Here is a 24,330-nt window from a genome sequence, read left to right on the forward strand (position 1 = left end):
GGACTTAAGTCATGGGTTTCCGCAATATCTCGGCCTGGTCGATCCGAAATCCGGTTCCGCCCATCGTGCTGTTCATCGCGCTGACGATCGCTGGCATTTTCAGCTTCGTGCAGATGGACGTGAACAACGATCCGGACATCGATTTCCCGATCGCGATCGTCGTCATCAATCAGCCGGGTGCGGCCCCGACCGAGCTGGAGACGCAGATCACCCAGCGCGTCGAATCCGCCGTGCGCGCGTTGCAGGGCATCGACCAGATCGAATCGAGCGTGACCGAGGGCAGTTCGCAGACCGTCATTCAGCTGGCGATCGGCACCCCGATCGACCGCGCGGTGCAGGATGTGCGCGAAGCGGTGAACCAGATACGCGGCGACCTGCCCGACGGCATTCTGGAACCGCAGGTCTTTCGCGCCAACACCACCGACAACGACATTGCCAGCTTCACCGCCATCGCCACCGACATGACGGTCGAAGAGCTGAGCTGGTATGTCGACAACGCCGTCGCCAAGGAATTGCTGTCGGTTCCCGGCCTGACCGCGGTCGATCGCATCGGTGGCGTCAACCGCGAAATCCGCGTGATTCTTGATCCGGCAAAGGTCCAGTCCTATGGCCTGACCGCGAGCCAGGTAAACCAGCAGCTGCGTCAGGTGAATTTGAACGCCGCCGGTGGCCGCGCCGAAATTTCCGGGACCGAACAGTCGGTGCGCGTGCTGGGCAATGCCACCAACGCCTATGCGCTGAGCCAGACGCAGATTTCGATCGGCAGCGGGCGTACCGTGCGACTCGGCGATATCGCACAGGTCAAGGATCTCTATGCCGAACAGCGCAGCTCCGCCGAATGGAACGGCGCGCAGGTACTTGCCTTCGACATCAAGCGCGGCAAGGGCGCATCGGACGTCGCCGTGTTCGAAGAGGCCGAGCAGAAGCTGAAAACGCTCAACGAACGCAACCCGAAGGTGCGGTTCGAGGTTCTGTTCAACAACACCCAATACGCCAAAGCGCAATATCATTCGGCGATCGAGGCGCTGCTTGAGGGCGCTGCACTCGCGGTGGTCGTGGTGTTCCTGTTCCTGCGCGACTGGCGCGCGACGCTGATCTCGGCGCTCGCTATCCCGCTATCGGCGATCCCGACCTTCTTCTTCATGGAATTGCTGGGCTTCAACCTCAACCAGATGACGCTGCTCGCGCTCAGCCTGGTGGCGGGCGTGCTTGTCGACGATGCGATCGTGGAGATCGAGAATATCGTCCGGCACATGCGCATGGGCAAGACCGCCTATCAGGCATCAATCGACGCCGCGGACGAGATCGGCGTCGCGGTGGTCGCCACCACCATGTCGATCGTCGCGGTGTTCCTGCCAGTCGGCATGATGCCCGGCATTTCCGGACAGTTCTTCAAGAATTTCGGCCTGACCGTCGTCGCCGCCGTGCTGATGAGCCTGGCCGTCGCGCGACTGCTGACACCGATGCTCGCCGCCTATTTCCTAAAGGCAAAGGGCCACGCCACCCATGGTGAGGGGTGGATGATGGATCAGTATATGAAGATCCTGAAATGGACGCTGCGCCATCGCTGGTCGGCGATCGTCGGCGGGGCCGTGGCGCTGGGCATGACTGTGTGGTGCTTCACCGTACTGCCAATGACGTTCCAGCCCAATCAGGATCAGGATGCCGTCACCGCTTCTATCGAGATGGTGCCCGGCACCACGCTGGAGCAAACGAAAGTCGTCGTCGATCGCGTCCGCGACCTGCTCGCAAAGCAGGACGGCGTCGATAATGTCTATTCGCGCGCCTTTGTCGGCAATGGCCGCGTCACCGCGATGCTCGCCGAGGAGCGCAGCTTCAAGAGCGACGAGTTCGAACGCCGCCTGACGCCGACACTGGCGAAGATTCCCGACGCCCGCGTGTCGTTCCGCAACCAGCAGGGTTGGGGCGGCACCGGTCGCGCGCTGACGATCACGCTGGGCGGCGAAGACCCCGTGCTGTTGCAGCAAACGGCACAGAAGATCGTCGAGGAGATGGAGGGGCTGAAAACCGTGGTCGCACCGCGCGTATCCGGCGATCTTCAGCGGCCCGAAATCGTCATCCGGCCGCGCATGGACCTCGCTGCCAATCTGGGCGTCACGACTCAGGCGCTGTCGAGCGCGATTCGTATCGCCACCCTCGGCGACATCGATCAGAACAGCGCGCGCTTCTCGCTGTCCGATCGTCAGATCCCGATCCGCGTCGCGCTGGACGAGGATGCCCGTGCGAAGCTGTCGACGATCCAGAATTTGCCGGTGACGACGTCGGCAGGCGGATCGGTGCCGCTGAGCCTGGTTGCCGAAATCGGCTTTGGCGCAGGGCCAACCCGCATCGACCGCATCAACAAACAACGCCGAATCATGATCGGTGCCGATTTGTCGCCCGGTATCGTCAGCGGCGACGCGATGAAGCAGATCAAGGCGTTGCCGACGATGAAGAACCTGCCGCTGGGCGTCGGCGAACTCGTCGTCGGACAGGCCAAGTGGCAGGGCGAGATGATCACCAACTTCATCATCGCGGTGATCGCCGGCATCTTCCTGGTGTTCGCGGTGCTGGTGCTGCTCTATCGCCGGTTCGTGTCGCCGCTGGTCAACATGGGATCGCTGCTGCTCGCGCCGCTGGGCGGACTGCTGGCGCTGATGATCGCCGGGCAACCGATCTCGATGCCGGTGTTCATCGGGCTGCTGATGCTGCTCGGCATCGTCGCCAAGAACTCGATCCTGCTGATCGACTTTGCCATCGAGGAGATGGAAAAGGGCGTCGACAAGTTCACCGCGATCATGGACGCAGGGCACAAGCGCGCGCAGCCGATCGTGATGACCACGGTGGCGATGGTCGCGGGCATGGTGCCGACCGCATTGTCGCTGTCGGGCGACAGCTCGTGGCGTGCGCCGATGGGCATCACCGTGATCGGCGGCCTGATCCTGTCGACGATCCTGACGCTGTTGATCGTCCCCGCCAGCTTCAGTCTGGCGATCGGGGTGGAGAAGTGGATGGGGCCGCGCCTGCGCCGCCGTCTGCTGACCTACACCCCCGGTGACGAGGATCGGCCGCTGGCCCCTGCGATCGATCATCAGCCGGGCGGCCGTATCGGCCACCAGCGGCGTGACGACGACGGCACGCAGCCGGCGGAATGAACCGCACAGAATGAACCAAGTCGGGACATGCGGATTGTTACGGATATGAATCCGTCAATCCGTATGCGTCCCGGCCGAATCGCCGGCTTTCGTGAACCCGTCCCGCCCGGCCTGCGCCGGATGCGCTTCATCGCCACCGGATTGCTGGTGGCAATGGCGTTCGTCTATTTCGCCGCGCGCAATTACGAACCGGCCTACCCGGCGGTCGGCTTTATCCGTGCCTTTGCCGAGGCCGCGATGATCGGCGGGCTGGCCGACTGGTTCGCGGTCACCGCGCTGTTCCGTCACCCGCTGGGCCTTCCCATCCCCCACACCGCGATCATCCCGCGCAACAAGGATCGCATCGCCACCGCACTCGCCAGTTTCCTGCGCGACAATTTCCTGATCCCGCGCGTCGTCGCACAACGCATGCGCGGGGTGGATGTCGCGGGTGCTGCGGGCAAATGGCTGGCACAACCGCCCGAATCGTCGGGCCGCCTGCGTCGCGGGGCCTCGCGCATGGCCGCATCGTTGCTCGAATCGCTCGATCAGGAGCAATTGGGCGGCATGATAAAGGGGGCGGTCGCCAATCGCCTGCGCCAAACCGATATCGCACCGCTGATCGGACAAGCGCTGGGCGCTGCGATCGCCGAGGGTCGCCACGCGCCGCTGCTCGACGGGATGCTACGCTGGACCGCGAAGGTGATCGACCAGAACGAGCATCTGATCCGCAAGATGGTGCATGAGCGGGCGGGCAGCATCATGCGCTGGACCGGGTTGGACGAGACGCTGGCCAATTCGATCATCGACGGGCTGTACAAGCTGGTCGCCGACGTCGCCGAAGACCCCGCCCATCCGCTGCGCGGCAAGGTCGAGGAAGGGCTGGAGAAGCTCGCCTTCGACTTGCAATTCGACATCCCGACACGGTTGAAGGTCGAGGCGTTCAAGGCCGACATGCTCGACAACCCTGCGCTCGCCCGCTGGATCGAGGGGATGTGGGAATCGGGCCGCGCCGCGCTGCTGCGTGTCGCGCGCGATCCGGATGCGGCATTGACGGGCAAGCTGGGCGAGGCGCTGCGCCAATTGGGCGAGACGCTGCAGAATGATCCGCGCCTGAGCCACATGATAAACCGCTTCGTCCGCCGCGCCGCCGTCGGCACCGCCGCCGATTATGGCGACGGCATCGTGCGACTGGTGTCGGACACGGTGCGCGGCTGGGACGCACGCACGATCACCAGCCGCCTCGAAAATGCGGTGGGGCAGGATCTGCAATATATCCGTATTAACGGCACGCTGGTCGGTGGCCTCGCCGGGCTGACGATCCACACGCTGCATGTGGTGTTATAGCGATCTGCTCACGCAGCCTGGCCTAGCGGTCCGCGCGGTTGATCCCGTCATAAAGTTCGATCAACCGATCGACTTTCGCGACCACCTCGCGTTGCTCGGTCAGCCAGCGTTCCGTGGCATCGTGCGTCGCCACGCCGTCGCGACCGTCATGAAATGTCGCGCCCTTTTCGATCAGCCAGATCATGTCGCGGGCACGGGTGCGCTGAAGGCGCAGGTGCGTCATCCATTGTTCAACGATGTCAGACGGTATCGGGCGTTCCACGCAGCCTCCTGTTCTGAGAGGCTATATAGGAAGCCCTGGTGCGCCGCGCATCGGGTGCGGCTGCATCACCCGTTCGGGTGTGACATCGTCGATCCTAGTCTGTTGGAGGCCGACCCGTTCGCGCCGTGACGGCCGTGGCGACCAAGTCATAAGTGACGTTGGCAACGGTTCTGAGCATGTCGGGGATTACATCCACGGCAACCAGGATCGGAAGCAATTCGATCGGGGCGCCAAACGCAACGATGGTCGGCGCCGTTCCGGCATAGACGCTGATCGGACCCGGCAGGCTAAGGATCATCAAACTCGCCAGGACGGCTAGGGGTATCGCGAGCATGACTTGGGCCGGCGAGACACTGACGCCACCCATCCATGCCAACGTCAATGCCATAAACAGCGTGTTGCTGGGCGCGGTAATCTTGAAAACAGCGACCGCGATCGGGAGCGCGACTGAGGCATCGCGTTCCGCAATGCCCATCGCTCTTGCGCTCAGAAGCATCGCGGGCAGGCTGGCCAGCGACGACTGCGTGCCGGCGGCGACCGCCTGCGCCGGGGCGGCGGCGCGCGCAAAGCGCCAGATTGGAACCCCGCCGGCAACGCGAACGAGGATGTAGCCGATCACGATCAGGATGACCGAAAGCGTCAGCGAAGCCGCGAGATATTGGGCGAGCATCGCGATCACGGTCACTCCCGCCGTTGCGCCGACGTTGAAGGCCAGCGCGCCGATGCCGATCGCAGCGACACTCAGCACCAATTGCACGACCACGACCATGGCATCGGACAAGGCGCGAAGGGGCTGAAGCAGCGCGTGTGCCCGCCCATCCTCGACGCGGCCAAGGGCAAGCCCCAGCACGAGTGCGAAGACGACCAACGGCACGATCGCGCCCGCAGCGGCGGAGGCCACTACGTTCGTCGGAACCATCGCGCGAATGGCCTCCACCGTGTCCGGAACGACCGGGGATGCCGCCGAAGGAAACATCGTCCGCAATGCCGCGATGCTGTCTTGTGGGATGGTAAACAACCCGACGAGGAAAGGTGCGACGACGGCTGCGATCACTGCCGACATAACCAGCAACGAGATCAACACGATCGGGAGCCGCTGTCCCAGATGGGTCGCTTCGCCGCCCGACCCGGAACGCAGGTCGGCCACGCTGGTGACGATCAGCGCGAAGATAAGTGGCACGATCGTCATTCTCAGCGCATCGAGCCAAAGCCCGCCGATCAGCTCGGCTGTGATCAAGGCGGCGGGGACGGGCGGTAACAGCGTGCCACTCGCAAACCCGGCGATCACGGCCAGGATCATCCATCCCGGCGCGGGCATTCGTGTTAAAGCCGCACGTCCACGTTTTATCATTTGGCCCCCCAACCCGATATCCTGATACGGGGTGAGTGAGCTGGCAATCCCAAAACCACCGCGAGCCCGCCCTTCCCTACCCATCCCAGTCCAGCACCGTCCACCCGCGCACCGCCGCCAGCTTCCGCAGCGGTCCATGCGCGTTCACCGCATAGGCCTCGTCCGCCCATTCCAGCACCGGCGCGTCGGAGACATGGTCGCTGTAAAAGCGCACCTGCACATCGCCCCGCGCGATCCCTTCACGTGCCATCCACGCCTCGATCAGCCGCAATTTCGCCGGGCCATAGCAATTTTCGCCCTCCAGCCCGGCTAGGACATTGCCCGCCTCGTCCCGTCGCGCTTCGGTCGCAATGACGTGGCCGATGTGGAACCGCGCGGCGATGGCAGCCGCGTAATAGCCATGGCTCGCGGTCGCCAGCACCGGCTCCCACCCCGCCGCACGATCCGCCTCGATCCGCGCCACCGCATCGGCGAAGATATTGTCCGCCGCCACGCTGTCGGCGAATGCCGCCGCCACCTTCTCCAGATCGGCGGGCGGGATCGAGCGGCCGAGCATCAGCCGGTGCGTAATCTCCTTCAGCCGCGACCGGTCGATCGCCTTCGCCAGATACGCCACGCCCGCCAGTCCCGCGAGGGGAAGCAACGCCAGCCGCCACGGCGCGCGCGCTATCGCGGCATGGACCAGGAACGGCGTCCATGTCGCTTTGCGCGTGATCGTCTTGTCCATGTCGTAAATTGCCAGGCGGCGCATCGGAACCTTCTGCATGTGTCCGGGATTGGGTTGGATACAGAGCATCTGTAGCCACGGGCGCTTGCCGATCCACCCCGAATGAACGATGGATGGCCCCGATGAGCGCTCCAGCCGATTTTCAGCATGATTCCGCAGGCAACGGCACGTTGCGCTTCAGCGGCAATTTGTCGCTGCGCTCGATCGGCGATTTGCCGGAGCGGTTGGCGAAAGTCACTTCCCCGGTCGCGGCCGTCGATCTCAGCGGGATCGAGCGGATCGACACGGTCGGCGCGTGGCTGGTTCATCGGTTTGCGCGGGAAACGGGCGCGACCATCAGCGGCCTGAATGGCGATTCGGCGCAATTGTTCGAGCGCGTGGTCGAGGCCGATCATCCGGTCGAGAAGCCGCCCCGCCCGCCCGGCACCTTCACCCGCCTGCTCGGAGAAATCGGCGAAGCGGTGATCCAGACGTTCAGCACCCTCTATGGCCTGCTCGGCTTCATGGGCGCGACTGCGATGGCGTTCGGCGCCGTGATCGTGAATCCGCGCCGCTTCCGCTTCAACGCCACCGTCCACCGCTTCGAAGTCGTCGGCATCCAGTCGCTCGGCATCATCGGCCTCATGAGCTTCCTGATCGGCATCGTGATCGCGCAACAGGGTGCGGTGCAGCTGCGTCAGTTCGGTGCGGAGGTGTTCACGATCAACCTGGTCGGGCGCATCACGCTGCGTGAGCTTGGCGTGCTGATGACCGCGATCATGGTCGCGGGGCGCTCCGGCTCCGCCTTTGCCGCGCAGATCGGCACGATGAAGCTGACCGAGGAAATCGACGCGATGCGCACGATCGGCGTGTCGCCGATGGAGGCGCTGGTGCTGCCGCGCGTGCTGGCGGCGGTGCTGATGATGCCGTTGCTCGCATTCTACGCCTCGCTGGTTGCGATCATCGGCGGCGGGTTGTTGTGCTGGATCAGCCTCGACATCCCACCGATCACCTTCGTCCAGCGCATCCGCGAAGTGGTGCCGATCACCGATCTGTGGGTGGCGCTGGTCAAGGCACCGGTGTTCGGCGCGATCATCGCCATTGCCGGCTGTTTTCAGGGCATGCAGGTCGAGGCCGATGCGGAACAGGTCGGCATTCGCACCACCGCCGCCGTGGTTCAGGCAATCTTTTTGGTCATCGTGCTCGACGCCTTCTTCGCCGTCTTTTTCACCAATATCGGGTGGAATTGATGACCGCGCCCACCTTCGACGGCGATGCCGTGATCCGCGTGCGGGGGCTGCGCAACAGCTTTGGCGAGCAGACGGTGCACGAGGATCTCGACCTCGACGTGCGACCCGGCGAGATTCTGGGCGTGGTCGGCGGGTCCGGCACGGGCAAATCGGTGCTGATGCGCTCGATCATCGGGTTGCAGGTGCCGGACGAGGGTTCGGTCCATGTGTTCGGCGAGCCGATGCTGGGCGGCAGCGACGAAGAGCAGTTCGAGATTCGGCGGCGCTGGGGCGTGTTGTTTCAGGGCGGCGCGCTGTTCTCAACGCTGACCGTGGCCGAAAACGTACAGGTGCCGCTCAAGGAATTCTACCCGGGGCTCGACGCGACGCTGCTCGACGAAATTTCGGCGTACAAGGTCGTGATGACCGGGTTGCCATCCGAGGCGGGTCCGAAATACCCGTCGGAGCTGTCGGGCGGCATGAAGAAGCGCGCTGGCCTGGCGCGCAGCTTGGCGCTCGATCCGGAATTACTGTTCCTTGACGAGCCGACGGCGGGGCTCGATCCAATCGGCGCTGCGGCTTTCGACGAACTGACGCGTTCGTTGCAGCGAACGCTGGGCTTGACCGTGTTCCTGATTACGCACGATCTCGACTCGCTTTACGCGATCTGTGACCGTGTCGCGGTGCTGGCGGACAAGCGCGTGATCGCGGTCGGCACGATCGACGAACTTCTCGCACTGGATCATCCGTGGATTCAGGAATATTTCAATGGCCCGCGGGGCCGTGCCGCGATCGACAGCGCGGAACGGGCGGAAGTCAAAGGTGACAGGGACATGAGGCGCTAATGGAAACCCGGTCAAACCATGTGCTGGTCGGCGCGGTCGTGATGATCCTGCTGGCTGTCCTCGCTTTGTTTGTCGTCTGGCTCGCGCGGCTGAACACGACTTCGGAGAAGGAATATGACATTTTCTTCAAGCAAGCGGTGGACGGCATCAACAAGGGCTCGTCCGTCGCCTTTTCCGGCGTCCCCGCCGGGCAGGTGAAGGAAATCTCGCTGTTCAAACCTGACCCCAGCTTGGTGCGGGTGCGGATCGCGGTGAACAGCGATGTGCCGATCCTGCAAGGCACGACCGCGACGGTGCAGGGTGTCGGCTTTACCGGCGTCAGCCAGATCGCGCTGGACGGCGCGGTCAAGGGTGCCCCGCCGATCGTCTGCCCTGAAGTCAATCCGCGCAGTGTGTGCCCGCTGGGTGTGCCAGTGATCCCGACCAAACAGGGTGGCCTTGGCGCGTTGCTCAACTCCGCACCGCGCCTGCTCGAACGCCTGTCGACGCTGACCGAGCGCCTGACCGAATTGCTGTCGGACAAGAATCAGGCGTCGATCACGGGGATCCTTCAGAATACCGACCGGCTCACCGGCGAGCTGGCCAAGGGCGCGCCTGACCTGCGCGCCGCGATCGGCGAGCTGCGCAACACCGTAAAACAGGCGGGCTATGCCGCCGAGCAGATCGGCAATCTGGCCGGTTCGACCGACAAGGTCGTCAGCAATGAAGTCGCCCCGGCAATGCAGGATCTGCGCAAGGCAGTCGCCTCCGCCGATCGCAGCATGAAGGCGCTGGAGCGGACATTGGGCAAGGCCGATGTCGGGATCGACGAATTCTCGACCAAGACGATGCCCGAAGTCAGCCAGCTGATCCAGGACCTGCGCGAGATGGCACAGGCGCTGCAATCGGTCGCCGAAAAGGTTGATCGCGGCGGTGCCGGTGCACTGGTCGGCGGATCCAAGCTTCCCGATTACGACCCCAAGAAGAAGTGAGCCTCCACATGAAAAAGCTCGCCCTCCTCCCGCTCCTGTTTGCCGGCGCAATGCCGCTTGGCGGCTGCATCAGCTTTGGCGCGGAACCCCCGCCCTCGCTGCTGACGCTGACCGCCGACGCCGCGGTGCCGACCGGAGAAACGACAAATTCCGCGACAGCGCGCTCGATCACCATCGCGGTTCCGGTGGTGCCACAGGAACTGGCGGCGGCCCGCGTTCCCGTCCGTTCGAGCGGGACGACCATCGCGTATCTCAAGGATGCCGTATGGGTCGAGGCCCCCAATCGACTGTTTGCGCGGTTGCTGTCCGACACCATCTCCACCCGCACCGGACGCGTGGTGTTGAGCCTGCGCCAGTCGCTCTCCGATCCGGGTGCGCGGCTGGGGGGCGAACTGCGCCATTTCGGTATCGATGCGACGACGAACGAGGTTGTGGTAACCTATGACGCGACGCTGATACGGGACCGCGCTTCCTCATCGACCGCGCCGCGCGCTGCCGCGACCTTCGAGAAGCGCCGCTTCGAGGCTCGCGTTTCGATCGCCGAGGTGACTCCGACCGCGACCGGTATCGCACTAAACGCGGCAGCCAACCAAGTGGCGGGTCAGGTCGCGGACTGGGTCGGGCGTTAACGCTTCAGGGCGCTCGGCGCACAGGCGGCATGACGTTGCAGATATCCGCGCCGCCCGCGGGCAGATTGAAGAAGGGCGGCTCGCGGTTCTCGCGCGCCTTCACCCAGGCGGCAAAGCGGGCATTGTCGGCGGCGCGATACTGAAAACGCGGTCGCACGTTCGCTGGTAGCTCGCTCGCCAGCCGCACGCTGACGATCGGGACCAGCATGGTGCGATCCTTGTACAGCCCCAGCCCGCCTTCGGTCCCGCGCGGCAATGACGAGAGATGCTCGATTCCCTCCAGCACGCGGCCGACAATGGCGATATTGCGGTCGAGGTGGCGCGGGCCGTGCCCGATCACCGCATAGAGATCGCCGCCACTGCCCGTGCTGGGCGCGAGATCGCGCGCGACGCCGACCATGCCATAGCAATGCGGAATCCACGCGACCTTGCCATTGGTCGCCAGCGGCCAGCCATCGGCGCTGTGTCCGCTGCGCATCGAATAGGGATCGGTACGCGTCAGCCGCGTCACTGCATCGTAGCGCGGCCAGTCATATTCGGCGGGCGGTTGCGCGACGACGTTTGTGGGCAGCGCCTTCTTCTCGGTCGCATCGCCCCATTGCACGACATAATTGTCATGCACGCGATAGATCGTCTCGCCATCCCACCAGCGCGCGGTCGCCAGCTTGCGGATATTGGCGGCATGCACCGGTGCGTAGCGCGCGGCGAGCCGAATGAAGACGCGCCGATCGTCCGCCAACGTCATCACCAGCAGCTCGTCGTCGGGCACCGGTCGCCAGTCGCCCGGCAGCGGATCGGACGGTTTGGGCGATGGCGCCGCGGCGGGGGTTACGGCCTGAAGCGCGAGCGAAAGGAGTGTGGTCAGCATCCCCACAGGCTGACACGCATCGCCCCCACGCGCAACGCTTGCGAAGCCGCCCACAAGCCTCTAGGCAGCGCCATCCAGCGATAGCGGAGCGGTGGCCGAGTGGTCGAAGGCGCTCGCCTGGAAAGTGAGTATACGTCAAAAGCGTATCGTGGGTTCGAATCCCACCCGCTCCGCCACCTAGTCTGCAGATACGGGAACGCTTCAGTTTTCTGTGCGAAACAGGCCCGATTCTGCGGGATTCCGGACTGCTTCGGTACTGCAGAGAGCACTGTGCGAACTTGAAATGCCGATTTTCGCTGCATTTTCTCCGCACCGTTTCCAACTAGTACCGAATTGGTCGAATGTGCTTCATACGACGGTTTGGGATCCCTTTCCGGCATGAGGCACGTATTCGCACATGGTGCTCGATGCCTTCGCCGGATCTGGCACCACGCTTTGCGCGGCCGAAGCAACTGGCCGGCGCGGCCGGGCCATCGAACTCGATCCCAAATACGCTGATGTAACCTTGCGCCGCATTCAAGAGGCGACTGGCACAGAGGCGACGCTCGACGGAGTCCCTTTCCACGAAATCGCGCGGGACCGTTTGACCGGGAACACGGAGAGCCGCGATGTCTGACAACGACGAAAAGCGTCAAAAAAAGAAGTACGCGCCCGGCAACACGGGGGCGGATGGTGACTACATCGTGGGAAAGGGCAAACCACCTCAGCATGGCAAATTCAAGAAAGGCGACGAACGCAAGCGTGGCCGACGCCGTAAGGGTACTCAAAACCTCGCCACCGATTTTCGCGAGGAGATGCGAGATTCTGTAACGGTATCGGTGGGCGGCAAAACGCGCCGAGTTAGCAAGCAGCGTTCGCTCGTCATGCGGCTACTAGACAATGCCAGCCGTGGCCAAGTGGGCTCTCTCAAGCTCGCTCTGGAATATGGGGATCGGTTTGGCTCGGCCCAAGAAATGTCCGGTGAACTTCCGGCAGATGCCACCGCGCAACTTCCCAACCTCGACGATCTGAGCCGGACCGAGATGGAGACGCTTGGTAAGTTGCTCGGCAAAGCTGCTGGCGTTCCGTACAACCCGCCGCCGTCGCATCCCTTGAATTATATCAATAATCCGGATGACAATCGGAATTACTACTCCACTCTGACGTTAGACGGCCTGCACTACACGGTCTGCACTATTGCTCACGTTGAGGACAAGCTGACCAAAATCGACAACCGGGCATATTGGAGCGCGGCGTTGCCGCGCAAGCCCGGCTACAATCAACGCCAGGTATAGGGACCGTCATGAAAATCGATGGCATGAGCGCTATTGTAACGGGAGGTGCTTCGGGGCTTGGCGCCGCCACAGCGAGCATGTTGCGTGAGCAGGGAGCAAAGGTCGCCATTATCGACCAAGATGTCGAACGCGGGGAAGTCTTCGCCAGATCGATCGGCGCGCTGTTTCTCCAGGCGGATGTCAGCGACGAAGTGGAGACGAACCGGGCGTTCGATAAAATCGCCCGCGAAATTGGCATCGCACGCATCCTTGTCTGCTGCGCCGGCATTGCTCCCAACGTCGCGACATTACGGGAAGAACGGCCCCATCCGCTTGACGCATTCCGCCGCACCGTTGAGGTCAACCTGACGGGCACATTTATGTGCGCGTCGCGGTTCGCTCATCGGCTGCGCAAGTTGGCAGTGAGCGACGAGGACAAAGGTGTAATCATCCCGATCGCGTCGATCGCGGCGTTTGACGGTCAGCCTGGCCAAGTGGCTTATGCCGCTTCGAAGAGTGCTCTCGTCGGCATGACGCTTCCGTTAGCGCGCGATCTGGCCGTGGAGCACATACGGGTTGTGACAATCGCCCCAGGCATATTTGACACACCCATGCTCAGCACTGTGCCGACACTGTCGCGGGACCTGCTCGGTGACCAAGTTCCGCACCCCCACCGCCTCGGCAAACCTGAGGAGTTTGCGCATATGGTCGGGGCGGTAATCCGCAATCCTATGATAAACGGCGAAACCATCCGTCTGGACGGAGCACTTCGCCTTGGACCGCACTAGTTCCGGTTCAGCCCGAACTCGCGAGTGTGGAGGCGCTCCTTCCAGCTGGACTCGAGCGCCACCACCGCCTGCAGCTCGAGATCAGGCGAAGTGCGCTGCAGGATGCTGAATCTGAGATTCTCAGGCGCGGAGTTGCGCAACTCGCGGTTTCCGCCATGGCCAGTCTTCGCGTAATTGCGCCAGCGGCCGAGGATGTTGTCGCCGCCACAGGCGGAGCCGACATAGCCAACGGCACGTGCGGTATCATAAATAAAGTATATGCCACGCCACTGCGCGAGCACTGTGTGCGAAGCTGGCGGCAGCGCCTGCAGCTCGCTCCAACTGAGGACCAGATCCTGCCAGTCGGGCATTTCGCGCACGAACAGGCTGTGCGGGGCGATCGCATCAACCGCGAAGGTGCCCCGCCCTGCCCAGCGCCACCACAACTGATGGGGCTTAGGCCACGTCACCACCAGTCGACCGATCCAGCCAGAATAATGGTCAAGTCGCTCCAGTTCGAACGCCAGACAATCGGGCATATCTTCCGATCTGCCTGTCATGCCTAGTGCCATTAGCTCTGCGTTGCCGGGGAGATTCCGGTAACCCTTGAGGTTGCAATTATCCCATCCGTTGATGCGGTAAATGCCAGCGAATGTTCCCGCTGCCGGTGAATTGCCGACAAACGAAGCGATGTAGCGCGCCCGGGTCATCGCCTTTTCCAGCGGCTGCCATTGTACGCGCTGGTATGCGAGAAACAGGTCAGGCCGTTCGATCACGAGCCAGGGCAGCACCTTTCTCAGTTCCTTCTCAACCGGTGCGTGACGGACGACCAGAACTTCGTTGGGGTCGAGGCCGGCCAGCTCCAGCAGGGTCCGCAGGTCCAGCATGCGGCTTACAGATTAGCCTCGACCAACGACTTGAGCTTGTCCTTGGACAGGTATGGGCACTTCGCCATGTCTCGTTCGATCAGTTGGTTGGCGATCGCAGCCAACCCGTCACTGCCCGGCATCAGCAAGCTGGAGATATCCACGCGTCCATCCGCGTATAACACTGCCGCATATGGCTGTAGGCCGGCATATCCGCCTATGCCGTTGCGAGCGTTAAGCGAAAACATATAGGTCCAACGGACGGGCTTTCCGTCCTTCCATTTAATCTTCCGCGGCTCCGGGCACAGTGCGAAATCGCTGATCGTGCCGGGGTCTTTAAGATGTCGGCGCAGGCCCTGGAAGATCCGCGGCAGCGACGCGTCATGACCCACCTCAAGATGTTGGGTTAGGTCAGTAGATGACTCTTTGGCGTTTGCCGCCGACGCGCCACACACTATCAACACAGCAGCGAGCAGCTGAATTATCGAAGTCAGGCCGTTTAACACCGCACACCCTTTGCCCAGCGGTGCACGGATCTGCCTTGACTTCCTCGTCGCACCTATGTCCTCTCGGGGCGACGGCCTGAAGCCGGATGTTGGAAACCTGATCAACGAACAGGCGCATGCGCCTTTACCGTTGCCGGCTGGACATGCGCGCATGCCACCCGGCCTTCAGCTTGAGCTGTTGACCGAGCGTCGTTGATGGGGTTTCCACGCCCCGCCTCCGGGCTTTCACCGAAGGCAGGGGCAATTTGCTCGCTACGCGTCGCGACGCAAGTCTATTCGATTATGAACTGCGTTATGCCGGGGTTAGTCCGGAACCTGCGTTTTGGGCTTAGGTCAGCTTTGCGCCCTCCTTCCGGTCGTTCACCAAGCGCTGAGGATTTTCCGAAAGCTGCCCATCAAGTAGCATTCACTCTGTGGTGAAACGATCCGCACGGTTGCCGCGATTGACGGGATCGTTACGGCACCGACTAATCGAGATTACTCAAATACATAGCGAAGCTAGTACGGTACAGTTTAATTCGCTGGTATCCTTTTCCCGCTAGCTCGGCGGGATGGGCGGCAGTGACCAGAAGACGGGGATCGATTGGGCAAGCGTCGTTACGGCGGTCGCCGTGGCGGCCGCCGCGCTAGTCCTGGTCCGTTTGGGGCAGGCAGTAGTCATGACGGTCCTTGCAGCCGCGCTTATCCTCTCGTTGCTTTGGGTCGCACGACTGCGACGACTGATCCACTATCGCATTCCATCGGCTTTCGAGCCGGTGGCTGCTGAAGCCGACGGACGTAGCCGACGCACCTATGCAGCAGACGAACTTGCTACCAACACAACGCGCCCCCGGGTTGAGGTGCACCCCGTCAGCGGTCTGCCAGTGCGAGAGTCGCTGGTTGATCGCATCAGGTCTGACCGGCAAGGGCTGCTCGGCGTTCTGGCCTTTGACGATTTCGATCGACTTTCGGCCTTCGACCCGATGCTCGCCGATCGCGTCTTTGCCGCATGCAGTTCGCGGTTGCGTTCGATGACGCCGGCCGGACTTTTTCTATCGCATGTCGATCGAGGCTATATCGCCGCGTGGTTTGGCCCCGACATCGAGGATGCCGAGGCATGGGCGCAGCTTGATGCCGTCGCATATGCGCTGGGCGAAGCGATCATCGACGGCGAAACTCAGGTCGTGCCGCAAGTCGCATTTCGGCTGGCGGCCTTTGATACAGACCAGGCGTTGTCACCGTCGGCATTCATCACGCGGACCGTGGCGTCGTTTGCGGTACTGAGCGGACCGGCGGTCAAAGCAGCAACACCGATTGTCGATCAGGCCGAGATGGCACGCGACAGGTTCGAACTGGAACAAGACCTTCGCTTGGCAGTCGATCGCCGTGAGTTCCGTTTGGATTACCAGCCCTTGGTAGACGCATCGCAGGGATGTGTAAGCGGTGCCGAGGCGCTAATCCGCTGGGAGCACCCGACGCGAGGCCTGATCTCGCCATCGCGTTTTGTGCCGATGATCGAGGCGATGGGTCTCGCGCAGGAGATGGGAATGTGGGCGCTCAATACGGCCCTGCGTGATGTCTGTGGATGGTCATCGGCCGGGCTTGGCCGTTTGCGCGTCGCGGTCAACGTATCGAGCCTTCAACTGGCCAATGACGACTTGCCGCAGTTGATCCTTCGGACACTGCAAAGTCACGGCGTGAGCGCCAGCCAGCTTGAGATTGAGCTGACCGAGAGTGTCGCGACCAGTGACACGGCGCACTGTTTAGCCATTTTCCAGGTGTTGCGCGCCATGGGCATCAAACTGGCGGTCGATGATTTCGGGACTGGTTATTCCGGTTTCAGCGTGCTGCGCTCGCTGGCGTTCGACAAGATCAAGATCGACCGCGAATTCGTGACGGATGTCGACAGCCGCAGCGATAGCCAGGCAATCTGTCAAAGCATCATTGCGTTAGGCCGCGGACTAGGCATTCGGATTCTGGCCGAAGGGGTAGAGCGGTTCGCAGAATATGAATGGCTGCGTCGCCATGGGTGTCACCATTTCCAAGGCTATTATTTCGGTCGACCGATGCCGAACCAAGAATTTCTCGATTTTGCGCGCGACCGCAATGCGCTGACCGAGCGCCTGTCCACGCGCATCGACGCAACCAAGATCCTAGAGAGACTGACCGCATGAAAGCGAACCTGAAATTTTTCGGTATTGCCGCGCTGGCGCTGTCCGTGGCCGCCTGCTCGGGCGGTTCCTCGCGCATCGCGTCTGCACCGCCACCGCCACCGGCAACGCCGGTAGCGGAAATCGATCAGATCAACGAATTGCTTCTGCAGGGTAACGACGGTGCGGCACGAAAGCGTCTGAAAGCAGTGTTGAAGCGCGACCCGATGAACGCTGGCGCCTTGCTCCTGCGGGATTCGATCGAGCGCAATCCAACCGAACTGCTTGGCCCGCAGCATTACCCCTATAGCGTTCGGTCTGGTGATACGATCACCAGTCTTGCCCAGCGCGTCCTGGGCAATCGGCACAAAGCGATCCAGCTGGCACGCTATAATGATCTAAAGCCGCCTTACGCACTTGGGCCGGGGCAGATTCTGCGGATGCCGGGCTTAGCGCCGCGAGTTGAGCCGGTTCGTCGACCGATCACCGTCCCTGCGCGTTCGACGCCTGCAGCACCCACCGCCGATCCCAAACCGGCAGCCGCCAAGCCGACGGCGCGAACCAATCCTGCTGCCGCGCGGCAATTCCGCACGGCCGGTCTGGCCGCACTGAACCAGGGCAACGTCACGCGTGCGGTTGGCATGCTCCGCCGCGCCGCCGCGGCCGATCCGGCCAACCCGGCAATCGCACGCGACCTGGCCCGGGCGGAGCGCATTGCCGCAACCGTCCGTGCGAAAAAGTAAATCCTTGCGGCACAATCGGTTAACTCGTCTGAAGTATAGGGAAAGCGCGGCATGCGTGGTGTGAGGGTGCAGAGATGACGATGCTGGGGCGATATCGAATCGATTCGATGTTGGGCGAAGGCGCCATGGCCGAAGTCTATCGCGCCCATGATCCTGATATTGACCGCACCGTGGCGATCAAGGTCCTGAAATCCGAATTCGCCCGGGATGCCGAGATCAACGGCCGGTTCCTGCGCGAGGCGCGTGCCGCGGGGGCGCTGAACCACCCCCATATCGCGACGATTTACGACGTCGGCGAAACGGATGGCATCGCCTATATCGCGATGGAATTGATCGACGGCCAGCCGTTGGACGAGCTTCTGCAAACCGAAGGTCGTCTATCTTATGAACGGGTATTGGCGATCGGCCGACAGCTCGCCGGCGCGCTCGGTTACGCCCATAGCGCGGGCGTTGTGCATCGCGACGTGAAACCATCGAATATTCTCCTGTCCGCAGACGGCAAAACTGCGAAGCTTCTCGACTTTGGGGTAGCGCGGATTGGCGAGGTCGACGCCGCGACCGCGAATCAGCAAATGGCGCGCACCCAGGTTGGCCAATTGATTGGCACGCCCCGCTATATGAGCCCCGAACAGGCGCTCGGCCTGCCGGTCGATCATCGTTCCGACCTGTTTTCGCTGGGCGTCATCCTTTACGAAATGGTCACCGGCAAAGTCGCCTTTCCAGGCACGGCACTGGCGACGCTGGCGATCCAGATCGCGCAGGAAAAGGTTGAACCCATCGACCGGTCGGCGGCAGATTGCCCGCCAGGCTTTCGCTTCATCGTCGACAAGTTGCTAGCGAAGAAGCCCGAACAGCGCTTCGCCAGCGGCGCCGCGCTCGAGGCGGCGTTCGATCGCGAAATATCGGCGCGAAATGACGCACCCGCCGGTCGCCGGGGAGTTCCGCTGCGCATCAAGCTATCGGCGACACTCGCGATTGTGACCGCAATCAGCCTTTTCATCTGCGTCACGGTCGGTCTATCGCGTGAACGCTCGGCGTTGGAGCGCATGGCAATGATGTCCGGCAATTCAACGGCGACATTCATCACCAGCAACGCAGCCGTGCTGGCCGCCGACAATGCCGGTCTGCCCGTCGATCAGCAGGACTGGTCGGCGTTGCAGGCGTTCGCTGTAAGCGCCGGCCGCGATTCCGGGATTCGTGATCTGGTGATTGCAGATGCCGACGGGGTCATCCGCGCTGCGTCCGACCGCACACTCGTCGGTGCGCGCTACCGCCCGCCTACCGATGAAACGGTCATGCAAAGCGGGGCGATGCGCGCAAGTAGCATGCCGGACATGGGCCGGGGAGCGGGCATCCGCTTTGTCCAGCCTATTTCCTATGCCGGCGCGAACTTCGGCAAGGTCGATCTTGTGATGCGCCGCACCGCCCTGGATGGAGCGCTCAATGCCGCGCGCAATTCCATGCTGATTTTGTCAGCAGTCGTCATGCTGGTGGTGCTCCTGATCGGCTATCTCAGCGGTGCGATGGTTGCGCGCCCGCTCGCACGGCTGCGGCGTGCATTGGACGATGCCGCGGCCTCGGGCTTTCAACTGCGCATCTCGCATAATCGCCGCGACGAGATTGGCGCTGTGTTCGACGCATTCAATCGGGCCGCGGTTACGTTGGAAAATCGTCTGGCTGGACCGCATGACGATGCAAAAGCAATGTTAGCAACACGGATCGCGCGTTCGACGAAAATCGCAGCTTAGGAGCGGGAAATGTACATGCTTCAGCTCTTTGATCGCGCCAACGAAGTTCAGCCAATTGACGCGCGCCTGTTGCGTGAGGGGGTGCTGCGGATTGGGCGGGACAGTGCGGCGGACTGGTCAATCGTCGATCCGGACTTCGAAATCTCCAGGACTCATTGCGAACTCATCGTTGTTGGCGACGGCGTGAATGTGCGTGCCTTGGGCACGAACGGCGTATTTAACGAGGAAGGCGGAACGCGCTTTCCCGATGCCATCGACGTACCGGTGCCGCTCCCGGCAATTTTGAGGTTCGGACGATACCGGCTGCGGGTCAGCCACGCACCCCATGGAGACGTGCCATCAGACATGGCGCGCACGATGGTGCTCACGCCACCGCTCGGCACGTCGACAGAAGTGCCTGACAACTGGATCGATGCGAAACTTACCCAGCCGATGGGCGGCGGTTCGTTGCTTGAGGCGTTCTGCGATGGTGCCGGGCTCGATGCCTCGTTGCTGTCCAGCGAAGACCCGGCCGAAGTGCTCAGGCGCGCTGGCGCGGTGTATCGCCAGATGGTGCTTGGCATTGGCGATTTGATGGCCGAGCGTGATCGCGCGCGGGAGCGTTACAAACTCACTCGCACGACGATTGGCGGCGCGAACAACAACCCGTTCAAATGGGCGCCCACCCAGCGGCTCGCCGTCGACCTTCTGCTTGCCGGATCCGGCCGCTTCCTGTCGGGGCCTGCAGCATTGCAATCGTCGTTCCGCGACATCAAGCGCCACCTGATTGCAACCTTTGCAGGCTTGCACGGCAGCTTACGCGCTGCAGTAAACACGTTCGATCCCAAGTCGCTGGACGAAGCGGTGGGTTCACGCGCAACGCTGTTGAAGAGCCGTGCCGCAGTTCAGGCTGAAGATGTCGCCAAGCGCCATGCCCACCTCATCGAGCAACTGGATCACGGCGAGGGCGGGTCCTTGGATCACGCCTTTGTCACGGCTTATGATCGCGCTGAAATGACAATCGGCCGGGATGAGGTCCGTTGAGACTCCAATCGCGCCGAGACGTTTCGCTGAGGGACGCGGTGCGCGCGTATTCGGTTGCGCGCAGCCACGTTGGACTGGTTCGCAAAATCAATGAAGATCGGGTCTTTGATTGGCCTGATGGTGAGGTCTGGGCGGTTGTCGATGGAATGGGCGGGCACCGTGGTGGGGATCTCGCCGCGCAGTCGGCGGTTGATAGGTTGCGCAAGCTGACGGTATCGATCGAGCCAATCACACCAGCGGCAGTGACGACCGCTCTGGATCAGGCCAACATCGAAATTGCAGACCGCAACGCATCTTTGGGCGAGGAAGCCGGGGCGACGGCAGTCGTTCTGAGCCGTCACGGCGCCACTGCCACGATCGCCTGGGTAGGCGACAGTCGCTGCTACCGGATCCGAAACGGGGATATCGAATTGCTAACGCGTGATCACAGCGTTGTGCAAGAGCTAATCGACGCCGGATTGCTCACCAGTGAATCAGCCAGTCATCATCCACATTCGAACGTCATCACGCGCGCGCTTGGAGTTGAGCGACACTGTACGATCGATGTTCGGGAGGTCGAGCTGATCGATGGCGACATTTTCTTGCTATGCTCCGACGGACTCTCCCGGTCGCTGCGCGATACAGATTTGATCGAGGACGATCTTGAGGCATCGGCAGACAGGCTTCTCAAGAATGCGCTTTACCGAGATGGTGGCGATAACATCTCACTTATAGTGGTAAGGTTCTGCAATTGATCGCGTGATCAAGGGCGGTTGAAGAAATCGTACTAGGCTGTTGGATCAGCACTCTATTATAGCAGGACCTGAGTGTACGGCAGGTTTTTCAAGCTACGTACCACAACCCGCCTGTCGGCAAACGGCCCAGTTCCTGCCATCCGCCTTCGATGGCTAGGAATGACTGATTTTGGGCCGAATGCAGTCAGGCAGGTTCTAGACAATATGCTGCGGATAGCCGCCATTGCGTCCCATACGCGGGCCTGAGCCGGATACCGCCCAGAGTTGAGTTTGCGCAGTAGCTCTCCCCCGTTGATCAGACGAAGAGAAACAGTCTGAATGTCCAAACGCAGCGTGTGTTGATGTCAGCGTCGCTACCGCCATCGGGTCGCTGGGCCGGAGGAAGCAGCAAACAGCCGATGCTGTGCGGTGGAAGGCTGCGGTCGCGGCGGCTTGGCGTGGCCGGCAAGCGGCGACCAAAATCGCTGGGCAACGCATGTCGCCGATAATCGGCATGCCAGCCAATGCGATAGTGTCGCGGAACCACTCTCCACCGCCCGTCAGCGCGGAACAGCTCTCCTCCGCAACGCGCGCAATTGCTGAAATAATATCCCTCGTTCCAGATGATCCGAGTACCGGGACGATGACGCACAAGGCAGCGCGCGAACATACCCTTGCCCTTTAGCTCTGCAGCTTCATTGCGGCGTGCGCGAGTGCAACCAGGTTGACATCACTGGACTTCAGCGCCTCTTCCAAAGCCCAGATCTCGAACGTTTCGCCCGTGCCGACGAACAATGCGCGTTTGTCGATCATGGCGATGGCCCGAGCCCAGGATGGCAGTTTTACCGCTCCAAGCGGGCGATAAAATTCTTCGCAAAAGCCGAACAGGCGGCGCACCGGCAGCGGTGCAGCTGGCTTTATCCCGTCGGAAGGATTGAACCGGTGCGGATCGACCGACAAGGTAAGCTGCTGCCACCATGATGTACTCGATCCGATCAAACAGTTGCTGGTCGCATGCATGCCGAGAAACAGGCTCGTATCCTGCGAAGAGAAATTTCGTCGAACGAACCAGGGCAGTTTGACCAGGCCGCCTGACTTGACTGTTTCCAGTGCGTGACCGGCAAAGGGGACGGGGCCACCAAGCGGTTTCTCCCTGAGTATTCTCGATCCTGTGAAGCTGCCGTCGGTTGAGGCTAGGGGGTCTTCATCAAGGGCCAGGCGGCGCATCGGCAGGCCGGTGCCCGATTGGGTTTCGTTGGACGGGCGTGTGAGCGTTGCAAGCATTTTTGGATTTCCCATTCGATTCGGCAAACGAACAGGATTTCCCAAGAATCGTGGTTAATGCCCATATTGGAATACTACGATAGGGTAAGGCCCGGAGTATGGTATGCGGCGCTTGCAATGTGATTGCGTGCCTGGGTTGGCCGTGCGCTTCACATCGAGCACGGCAATAAGTCGGGCATTCAGAGGCCATCGACATGGGCGTGCTGAGGAAATCGGAAGTGCTCCCATTTTGTCCTGAAACGTCGCTCGGTCGATGTTGAAGGGCTGATCCTGCGGCCGCATCTTTGCATCCGGAGGATGTAACATGCGAATTGATCGATCCGAGCCTGAAGCCATCGTCGTTACTCGTGTTCCCTGCGCGTTAGCGACCCCGGCAAAGTTTCCTGAGGGATTCGCCGCGACAAATCCGATCCCAAATCAGGATACCGCCTCGGTGCGGTCAGACCGGCAGGCAGCGCCCGTAAATCTGGCGGACCAATGCCGATCGAGGATCGAAGGCCTCTCCCCGCGGCAACGCGACGTGCTTACGGGGTTGGTCGCTGGCCACAGCAATAAGCAGATCGCGCGAACGCTCGGGATCAGCCCCCGGACGATCGAAGTCTATCGCGCTGGCCTTATGGATCGGCTCAAAGCGCGCACTTTGGCACAGGTGCTGCAGACCGCCTTCCTGGCAGGAATAACGCTGGACACGGTTTCGCTCGGATTTGGCTGAACGCGCAGCGACCGCATTTCACGGTATCGGGTCCGCCTTCGTGGTTCTGGAACGGCAGACGCGCGGTGCGGTCGTCGAGCTGCCTCCGTCATCGCTCTAGGGAATTGGATGGAAACGGCGTATCGCAGTGACAATCGGACGCGTCAGCCGCCGCCGAGTTGAGGACTGGCCGTGCTCATCACGATCTTCGCCCCCGGCAATGTGCATCTGCTTGAAATCGCCGGGGTGCAGGACGCGCTGTTTGAGGCGAACTGCAAGGCGCAATCCGGGCGCCCCTATCAGGTTCAGTTGGTGACCGAGCATGGCACGCCCGTCCAAAGCGCCTCCGGCGTTACGTTCATTCCCGATGCGAGCGTCGCCGAAGCGACCGAGCCGTGCGATACCCTGATCGTCGTGGGGCCCTATGGCGAGCCCAAGCCTCCAAGCGAGCCGGTGACCCGGTGGCTTCAGGCCCAGGCCGGCCAGGCGCGGCGGTACGGATCGATCTGCACCGGCGCGTTCCTGCTGGCCCATGCGGGGCTGCTGTCGGGGCGCCGCGTGACCACGCACTGGCAATATGCCGATCACCTCGCCGCCACCTATCCCGATATCCAGGTCGAGCTGGACCGCATTTTCGTGCGCGACGGACCGGTATTCAGCTCGGCGGGCGTGGCGGCGGCGATCGACCTCGCCTTTTCGCTGATCGAGGAGGATCATGGGCGCGCCTTGGCTTTGTGGGTCGCGCGCCGACTGGTCGTCTTCCTGAAACGGCCCGGCGGCCAGTCGCAGTTCAGCGCTGCATTGACCGCGCAAACGGCGACCACCGGCCCGATCGACCGCATACGCCTGCACATTCTCGAAAACCCTCGCATCGCGCTTGGACTTGCTTCGCTTGCCAGCGTGGTCGGCGTCAGCCCGCGCCACCTGTCGCGCGTATTCCATGACGAACAGGCGAAAAGCCCAGCGGCCTATGTCGAACTGACCCGCATCGATATCGCGCGGCGACTGCTTGAGGACAGCGCCGCGCCGATCAAGGTGATCGCCTATACCGCAGGCTTCGGGTCGACCACGACCCTGAGGCGGGCGTTTGTGCGCAGGCTTAGCGTCACGCCACAGGAATATCGTGCGCGGTTTCAAACGACCGGCGCCCCGGATGCCCGTGACGACGAAAGTGACGCTGGATTGTCCTGAACCGCCGCAGCACCTCAGTTGAAGCCAGCTTCTCCGTGCCGCATCTGCGTGTCGGAGGTCAATTTCATGCCATC

Annotated in this window: 23 protein-coding genes and 1 tRNA gene; 17 read left to right on the plus strand and 7 right to left on the minus strand. The window is 62.3% G+C overall.

The genetic code is table 11. The features are described 5' to 3' along the window. Positions 1 to 11 precede the first annotated feature (11 nt). Together U1702_RS11260 and U1702_RS11265 are read left to right on the plus strand one after the other, a co-directional pair. Positions 12 to 3,155 (plus strand): efflux RND transporter permease subunit, encoded by a 3,144-nt coding sequence (locus tag U1702_RS11260; protein ID WP_332724431.1) that lies wholly within the window; start codon positions 12 to 14, stop codon positions 3,153 to 3,155. A 120-nt stretch (positions 3,156 to 3,275) separates the two neighbouring features. Further along, positions 3,276 to 4,481, plus strand: coding sequence for a DUF445 domain-containing protein (locus U1702_RS11265; protein WP_443026835.1), 1,206 nt, complete (start codon positions 3,276 to 3,278; stop codon positions 4,479 to 4,481). A 22-nt stretch (positions 4,482 to 4,503) separates the two neighbouring features. Here the strand turns inward: U1702_RS11265 and U1702_RS11270 are convergent, their stop codons facing one another. From U1702_RS11270 to U1702_RS11280, 3 genes are all read right to left on the minus strand, one after another. Further along, positions 4,504 to 4,704: a hypothetical protein gene (locus U1702_RS11270; protein ID WP_332724435.1), complete on the minus strand. Its 201-nt coding sequence runs from the start codon at positions 4,702 to 4,704 to the stop codon at positions 4,504 to 4,506. 133 nt (positions 4,705 to 4,837) lie between these two features. Beyond that, complete coding sequence (locus U1702_RS11275) at positions 4,838 to 6,043, minus strand: dicarboxylate/amino acid:cation symporter (RefSeq protein ID WP_332724437.1); 1,206 nt, start codon at positions 6,041 to 6,043, stop codon at positions 4,838 to 4,840. A gap of 127 nt (positions 6,044 to 6,170) precedes the next feature. Further along, positions 6,171 to 6,845, minus strand: a complete 675-nt coding sequence (locus U1702_RS11280; protein WP_332724440.1) for an HAD family hydrolase — start codon at positions 6,843 to 6,845, stop codon at positions 6,171 to 6,173. 98 nt (positions 6,846 to 6,943) lie between these two features. Between U1702_RS11280 and U1702_RS11285 the strand changes: the two genes are divergently transcribed. From U1702_RS11285 to U1702_RS11300, 4 genes are read left to right on the plus strand one after another with little or no spacing between them, the layout of a single operon-like run. Continuing rightward, entirely contained in the window at positions 6,944 to 8,050 is a 1,107-nt protein-coding gene (locus U1702_RS11285) for an ABC transporter permease (protein ID WP_332724442.1), read from the plus strand. Then, a complete protein-coding gene (locus U1702_RS11290) occupies positions 8,050 to 8,874 on the plus strand; it encodes an ABC transporter ATP-binding protein (protein WP_332724444.1) in 825 nt (274 codons plus the stop codon). The genes U1702_RS11285 and U1702_RS11290 overlap by 1 nt, the downstream gene beginning before the upstream one ends. After that, a complete protein-coding gene (locus tag U1702_RS11295; protein WP_332724446.1) occupies positions 8,874 to 9,845 on the plus strand; it encodes an MlaD family protein in 972 nt (323 codons plus the stop codon). Before U1702_RS11290 ends, U1702_RS11295 begins: the two co-directional genes overlap by 1 nt. A gap of 8 nt (positions 9,846 to 9,853) precedes the next feature. Continuing rightward, positions 9,854 to 10,474 carry an ABC-type transport auxiliary lipoprotein family protein gene (locus U1702_RS11300; protein WP_332724448.1) on the plus strand — a complete coding sequence of 207 codons (621 nt, stop codon included), beginning with the start codon at positions 9,854 to 9,856 and terminating at the stop codon, positions 10,472 to 10,474. A gap of 4 nt (positions 10,475 to 10,478) precedes the next feature. Here the strand turns inward: U1702_RS11300 and U1702_RS11305 are convergent, their stop codons facing one another. Next, a complete protein-coding gene (locus U1702_RS11305; protein ID WP_332724450.1) occupies positions 10,479 to 11,342 on the minus strand; it encodes a peptidylprolyl isomerase in 864 nt (287 codons plus the stop codon). An 85-nt stretch (positions 11,343 to 11,427) separates the two neighbouring features. Here U1702_RS11305 and U1702_RS11310 point away from each other — a divergent pair. From U1702_RS11310 to U1702_RS11325, 4 genes are all read left to right on the plus strand, one after another. Then, positions 11,428 to 11,518, plus strand: a tRNA-Ser gene (locus tag U1702_RS11310). 221 nt (positions 11,519 to 11,739) lie between these two features. Further along, positions 11,740 to 11,958 (plus strand): DNA methyltransferase, encoded by a 219-nt coding sequence (locus tag U1702_RS11315; protein ID WP_332724452.1) that lies wholly within the window; start codon positions 11,740 to 11,742, stop codon positions 11,956 to 11,958. Next, positions 11,951 to 12,616 (plus strand): DUF5681 domain-containing protein, encoded by a 666-nt coding sequence (locus tag U1702_RS11320; protein WP_332724454.1) that lies wholly within the window; start codon positions 11,951 to 11,953, stop codon positions 12,614 to 12,616. The genes U1702_RS11315 and U1702_RS11320 overlap by 8 nt, the downstream gene beginning before the upstream one ends. 8 nt (positions 12,617 to 12,624) lie before the next feature. After that, positions 12,625 to 13,383, plus strand: coding sequence for an SDR family NAD(P)-dependent oxidoreductase (locus tag U1702_RS11325; RefSeq protein WP_332724456.1), 759 nt, complete (start codon positions 12,625 to 12,627; stop codon positions 13,381 to 13,383). On the opposite strand, the gene U1702_RS11330 is transcribed toward U1702_RS11325, so the two are convergent. Further along, a complete protein-coding gene (locus tag U1702_RS11330) occupies positions 13,380 to 14,249 on the minus strand; it encodes a GIY-YIG nuclease family protein (protein ID WP_332724458.1) in 870 nt (289 codons plus the stop codon). The genes U1702_RS11325 and U1702_RS11330 overlap by 4 nt on opposite strands. A 5-nt stretch (positions 14,250 to 14,254) precedes the next feature. After that, the gene (locus tag U1702_RS11335; RefSeq protein WP_332724460.1) at positions 14,255 to 14,734 is read right to left on the minus strand and encodes a hypothetical protein; all 480 of its coding nucleotides are present in this window, start codon (positions 14,732 to 14,734) and stop codon (positions 14,255 to 14,257) included. Positions 14,735 to 15,285: 551 nt separating this feature from the next. Between U1702_RS11335 and U1702_RS11340 the strand changes: the two genes are divergently transcribed. The 5 genes from U1702_RS11340 to U1702_RS11360 all read left to right on the plus strand — a co-directional run bounded on the left by U1702_RS11340 (position 15,286) and on the right by U1702_RS11360 (position 21,111). Further along, a complete protein-coding gene (locus U1702_RS11340; RefSeq protein ID WP_332724461.1) occupies positions 15,286 to 16,887 on the plus strand; it encodes a putative bifunctional diguanylate cyclase/phosphodiesterase in 1,602 nt (533 codons plus the stop codon). Further along, a complete protein-coding gene (locus U1702_RS11345; protein ID WP_332724463.1) occupies positions 16,884 to 17,606 on the plus strand; it encodes a LysM peptidoglycan-binding domain-containing protein in 723 nt (240 codons plus the stop codon). The genes U1702_RS11340 and U1702_RS11345 overlap by 4 nt, the downstream gene beginning before the upstream one ends. 74 nt (positions 17,607 to 17,680) lie before the next feature. Beyond that, positions 17,681 to 19,354 (plus strand): serine/threonine-protein kinase, encoded by a 1,674-nt coding sequence (locus U1702_RS11350; protein ID WP_332724465.1) that lies wholly within the window; start codon positions 17,681 to 17,683, stop codon positions 19,352 to 19,354. A gap of 9 nt (positions 19,355 to 19,363) precedes the next feature. Further along, positions 19,364 to 20,377 carry a type VI secretion system-associated FHA domain protein gene (locus U1702_RS11355; protein WP_332724467.1) on the plus strand — a complete coding sequence of 338 codons (1,014 nt, stop codon included), beginning with the start codon at positions 19,364 to 19,366 and terminating at the stop codon, positions 20,375 to 20,377. Between the two features lie 38 nt (positions 20,378 to 20,415). Continuing rightward, complete coding sequence (locus tag U1702_RS11360; protein ID WP_332724468.1) at positions 20,416 to 21,111, plus strand: PP2C family protein-serine/threonine phosphatase; 696 nt, start codon at positions 20,416 to 20,418, stop codon at positions 21,109 to 21,111. A gap of 660 nt (positions 21,112 to 21,771) precedes the next feature. On the opposite strand, the gene U1702_RS11365 is transcribed toward U1702_RS11360, so the two are convergent. After that, positions 21,772 to 22,374, minus strand: coding sequence for a division/cell wall cluster transcriptional repressor MraZ (locus U1702_RS11365; RefSeq protein ID WP_332724470.1), 603 nt, complete (start codon positions 22,372 to 22,374; stop codon positions 21,772 to 21,774). Positions 22,375 to 22,678: 304 nt separating this feature from the next. Between U1702_RS11365 and U1702_RS11370 the strand changes: the two genes are divergently transcribed. Continuing rightward, positions 22,679 to 23,086: a LuxR C-terminal-related transcriptional regulator gene (locus U1702_RS11370; protein ID WP_332724472.1), complete on the plus strand. Its 408-nt coding sequence runs from the start codon at positions 22,679 to 22,681 to the stop codon at positions 23,084 to 23,086. 171 nt (positions 23,087 to 23,257) lie between these two features. Further along, complete coding sequence (locus U1702_RS11375; RefSeq protein ID WP_332724475.1) at positions 23,258 to 24,256, plus strand: GlxA family transcriptional regulator; 999 nt, start codon at positions 23,258 to 23,260, stop codon at positions 24,254 to 24,256. The last annotated feature ends 74 nt before the right edge of the window (positions 24,257 to 24,330 follow it).

It is taken from the genome of Sphingomonas sp. LT1P40 (genome assembly GCF_036663835.1).
Classification (GTDB): domain Bacteria; phylum Pseudomonadota; class Alphaproteobacteria; order Sphingomonadales; family Sphingomonadaceae; genus Sphingomonas.

What these genes read in the sequence shown, in the direction of transcription:
- U1702_RS11275 (WP_332724437.1), bottom strand. Translation starts at nt 6,043, where the DNA reads ATGATCCTGGCCGTGATCGCCGGGTTTGCGAGTGGCACGCTGTTACCG.
- U1702_RS11260 (WP_332724431.1), top strand. Translation starts at nt 12, where the DNA reads ATGGGTTTCCGCAATATCTCGGCCTGGTCGATCCGAAATCCGGTTCCG.
- U1702_RS11340 (WP_332724461.1), top strand. Translation starts at nt 15,286, where the DNA reads ATGGGCGGCAGTGACCAGAAGACGGGGATCGATTGGGCAAGCGTCGTT.
- U1702_RS11355 (WP_332724467.1), top strand. Translation starts at nt 19,364, where the DNA reads ATGTACATGCTTCAGCTCTTTGATCGCGCCAACGAAGTTCAGCCAATT.
- U1702_RS11280 (WP_332724440.1), bottom strand. Translation starts at nt 6,845, where the DNA reads ATGCGCCGCCTGGCAATTTACGACATGGACAAGACGATCACGCGCAAA.
- U1702_RS11370 (WP_332724472.1), top strand. Translation starts at nt 22,679, where the DNA reads ATGCGAATTGATCGATCCGAGCCTGAAGCCATCGTCGTTACTCGTGTT.
- U1702_RS11325 (WP_332724456.1), top strand. Translation starts at nt 12,625, where the DNA reads ATGAAAATCGATGGCATGAGCGCTATTGTAACGGGAGGTGCTTCGGGG.
- U1702_RS11320 (WP_332724454.1), top strand. Translation starts at nt 11,951, where the DNA reads ATGTCTGACAACGACGAAAAGCGTCAAAAAAAGAAGTACGCGCCCGGC.
- U1702_RS11330 (WP_332724458.1), bottom strand. Translation starts at nt 14,249, where the DNA reads ATGCTGGACCTGCGGACCCTGCTGGAGCTGGCCGGCCTCGACCCCAAC.
- U1702_RS11365 (WP_332724470.1), bottom strand. Translation starts at nt 22,374, where the DNA reads ATGCTTGCAACGCTCACACGCCCGTCCAACGAAACCCAATCGGGCACC.
- U1702_RS11285 (WP_332724442.1), top strand. Translation starts at nt 6,944, where the DNA reads ATGAGCGCTCCAGCCGATTTTCAGCATGATTCCGCAGGCAACGGCACG.
- U1702_RS11295 (WP_332724446.1), top strand. Translation starts at nt 8,874, where the DNA reads ATGGAAACCCGGTCAAACCATGTGCTGGTCGGCGCGGTCGTGATGATC.
- U1702_RS11270 (WP_332724435.1), bottom strand. Translation starts at nt 4,704, where the DNA reads ATGACGCACCTGCGCCTTCAGCGCACCCGTGCCCGCGACATGATCTGG.
- U1702_RS11265 (WP_443026835.1), top strand. Translation starts at nt 3,276, where the DNA reads ATGCGCTTCATCGCCACCGGATTGCTGGTGGCAATGGCGTTCGTCTAT.
- U1702_RS11315 (WP_332724452.1), top strand. Translation starts at nt 11,740, where the DNA reads ATGGTGCTCGATGCCTTCGCCGGATCTGGCACCACGCTTTGCGCGGCC.
- U1702_RS11305 (WP_332724450.1), bottom strand. Translation starts at nt 11,342, where the DNA reads ATGCTGACCACACTCCTTTCGCTCGCGCTTCAGGCCGTAACCCCCGCC.
- U1702_RS11300 (WP_332724448.1), top strand. Translation starts at nt 9,854, where the DNA reads ATGAAAAAGCTCGCCCTCCTCCCGCTCCTGTTTGCCGGCGCAATGCCG.
- U1702_RS11345 (WP_332724463.1), top strand. Translation starts at nt 16,884, where the DNA reads ATGAAAGCGAACCTGAAATTTTTCGGTATTGCCGCGCTGGCGCTGTCC.
- U1702_RS11290 (WP_332724444.1), top strand. Translation starts at nt 8,050, where the DNA reads ATGACCGCGCCCACCTTCGACGGCGATGCCGTGATCCGCGTGCGGGGG.
- U1702_RS11350 (WP_332724465.1), top strand. Translation starts at nt 17,681, where the DNA reads ATGACGATGCTGGGGCGATATCGAATCGATTCGATGTTGGGCGAAGGC.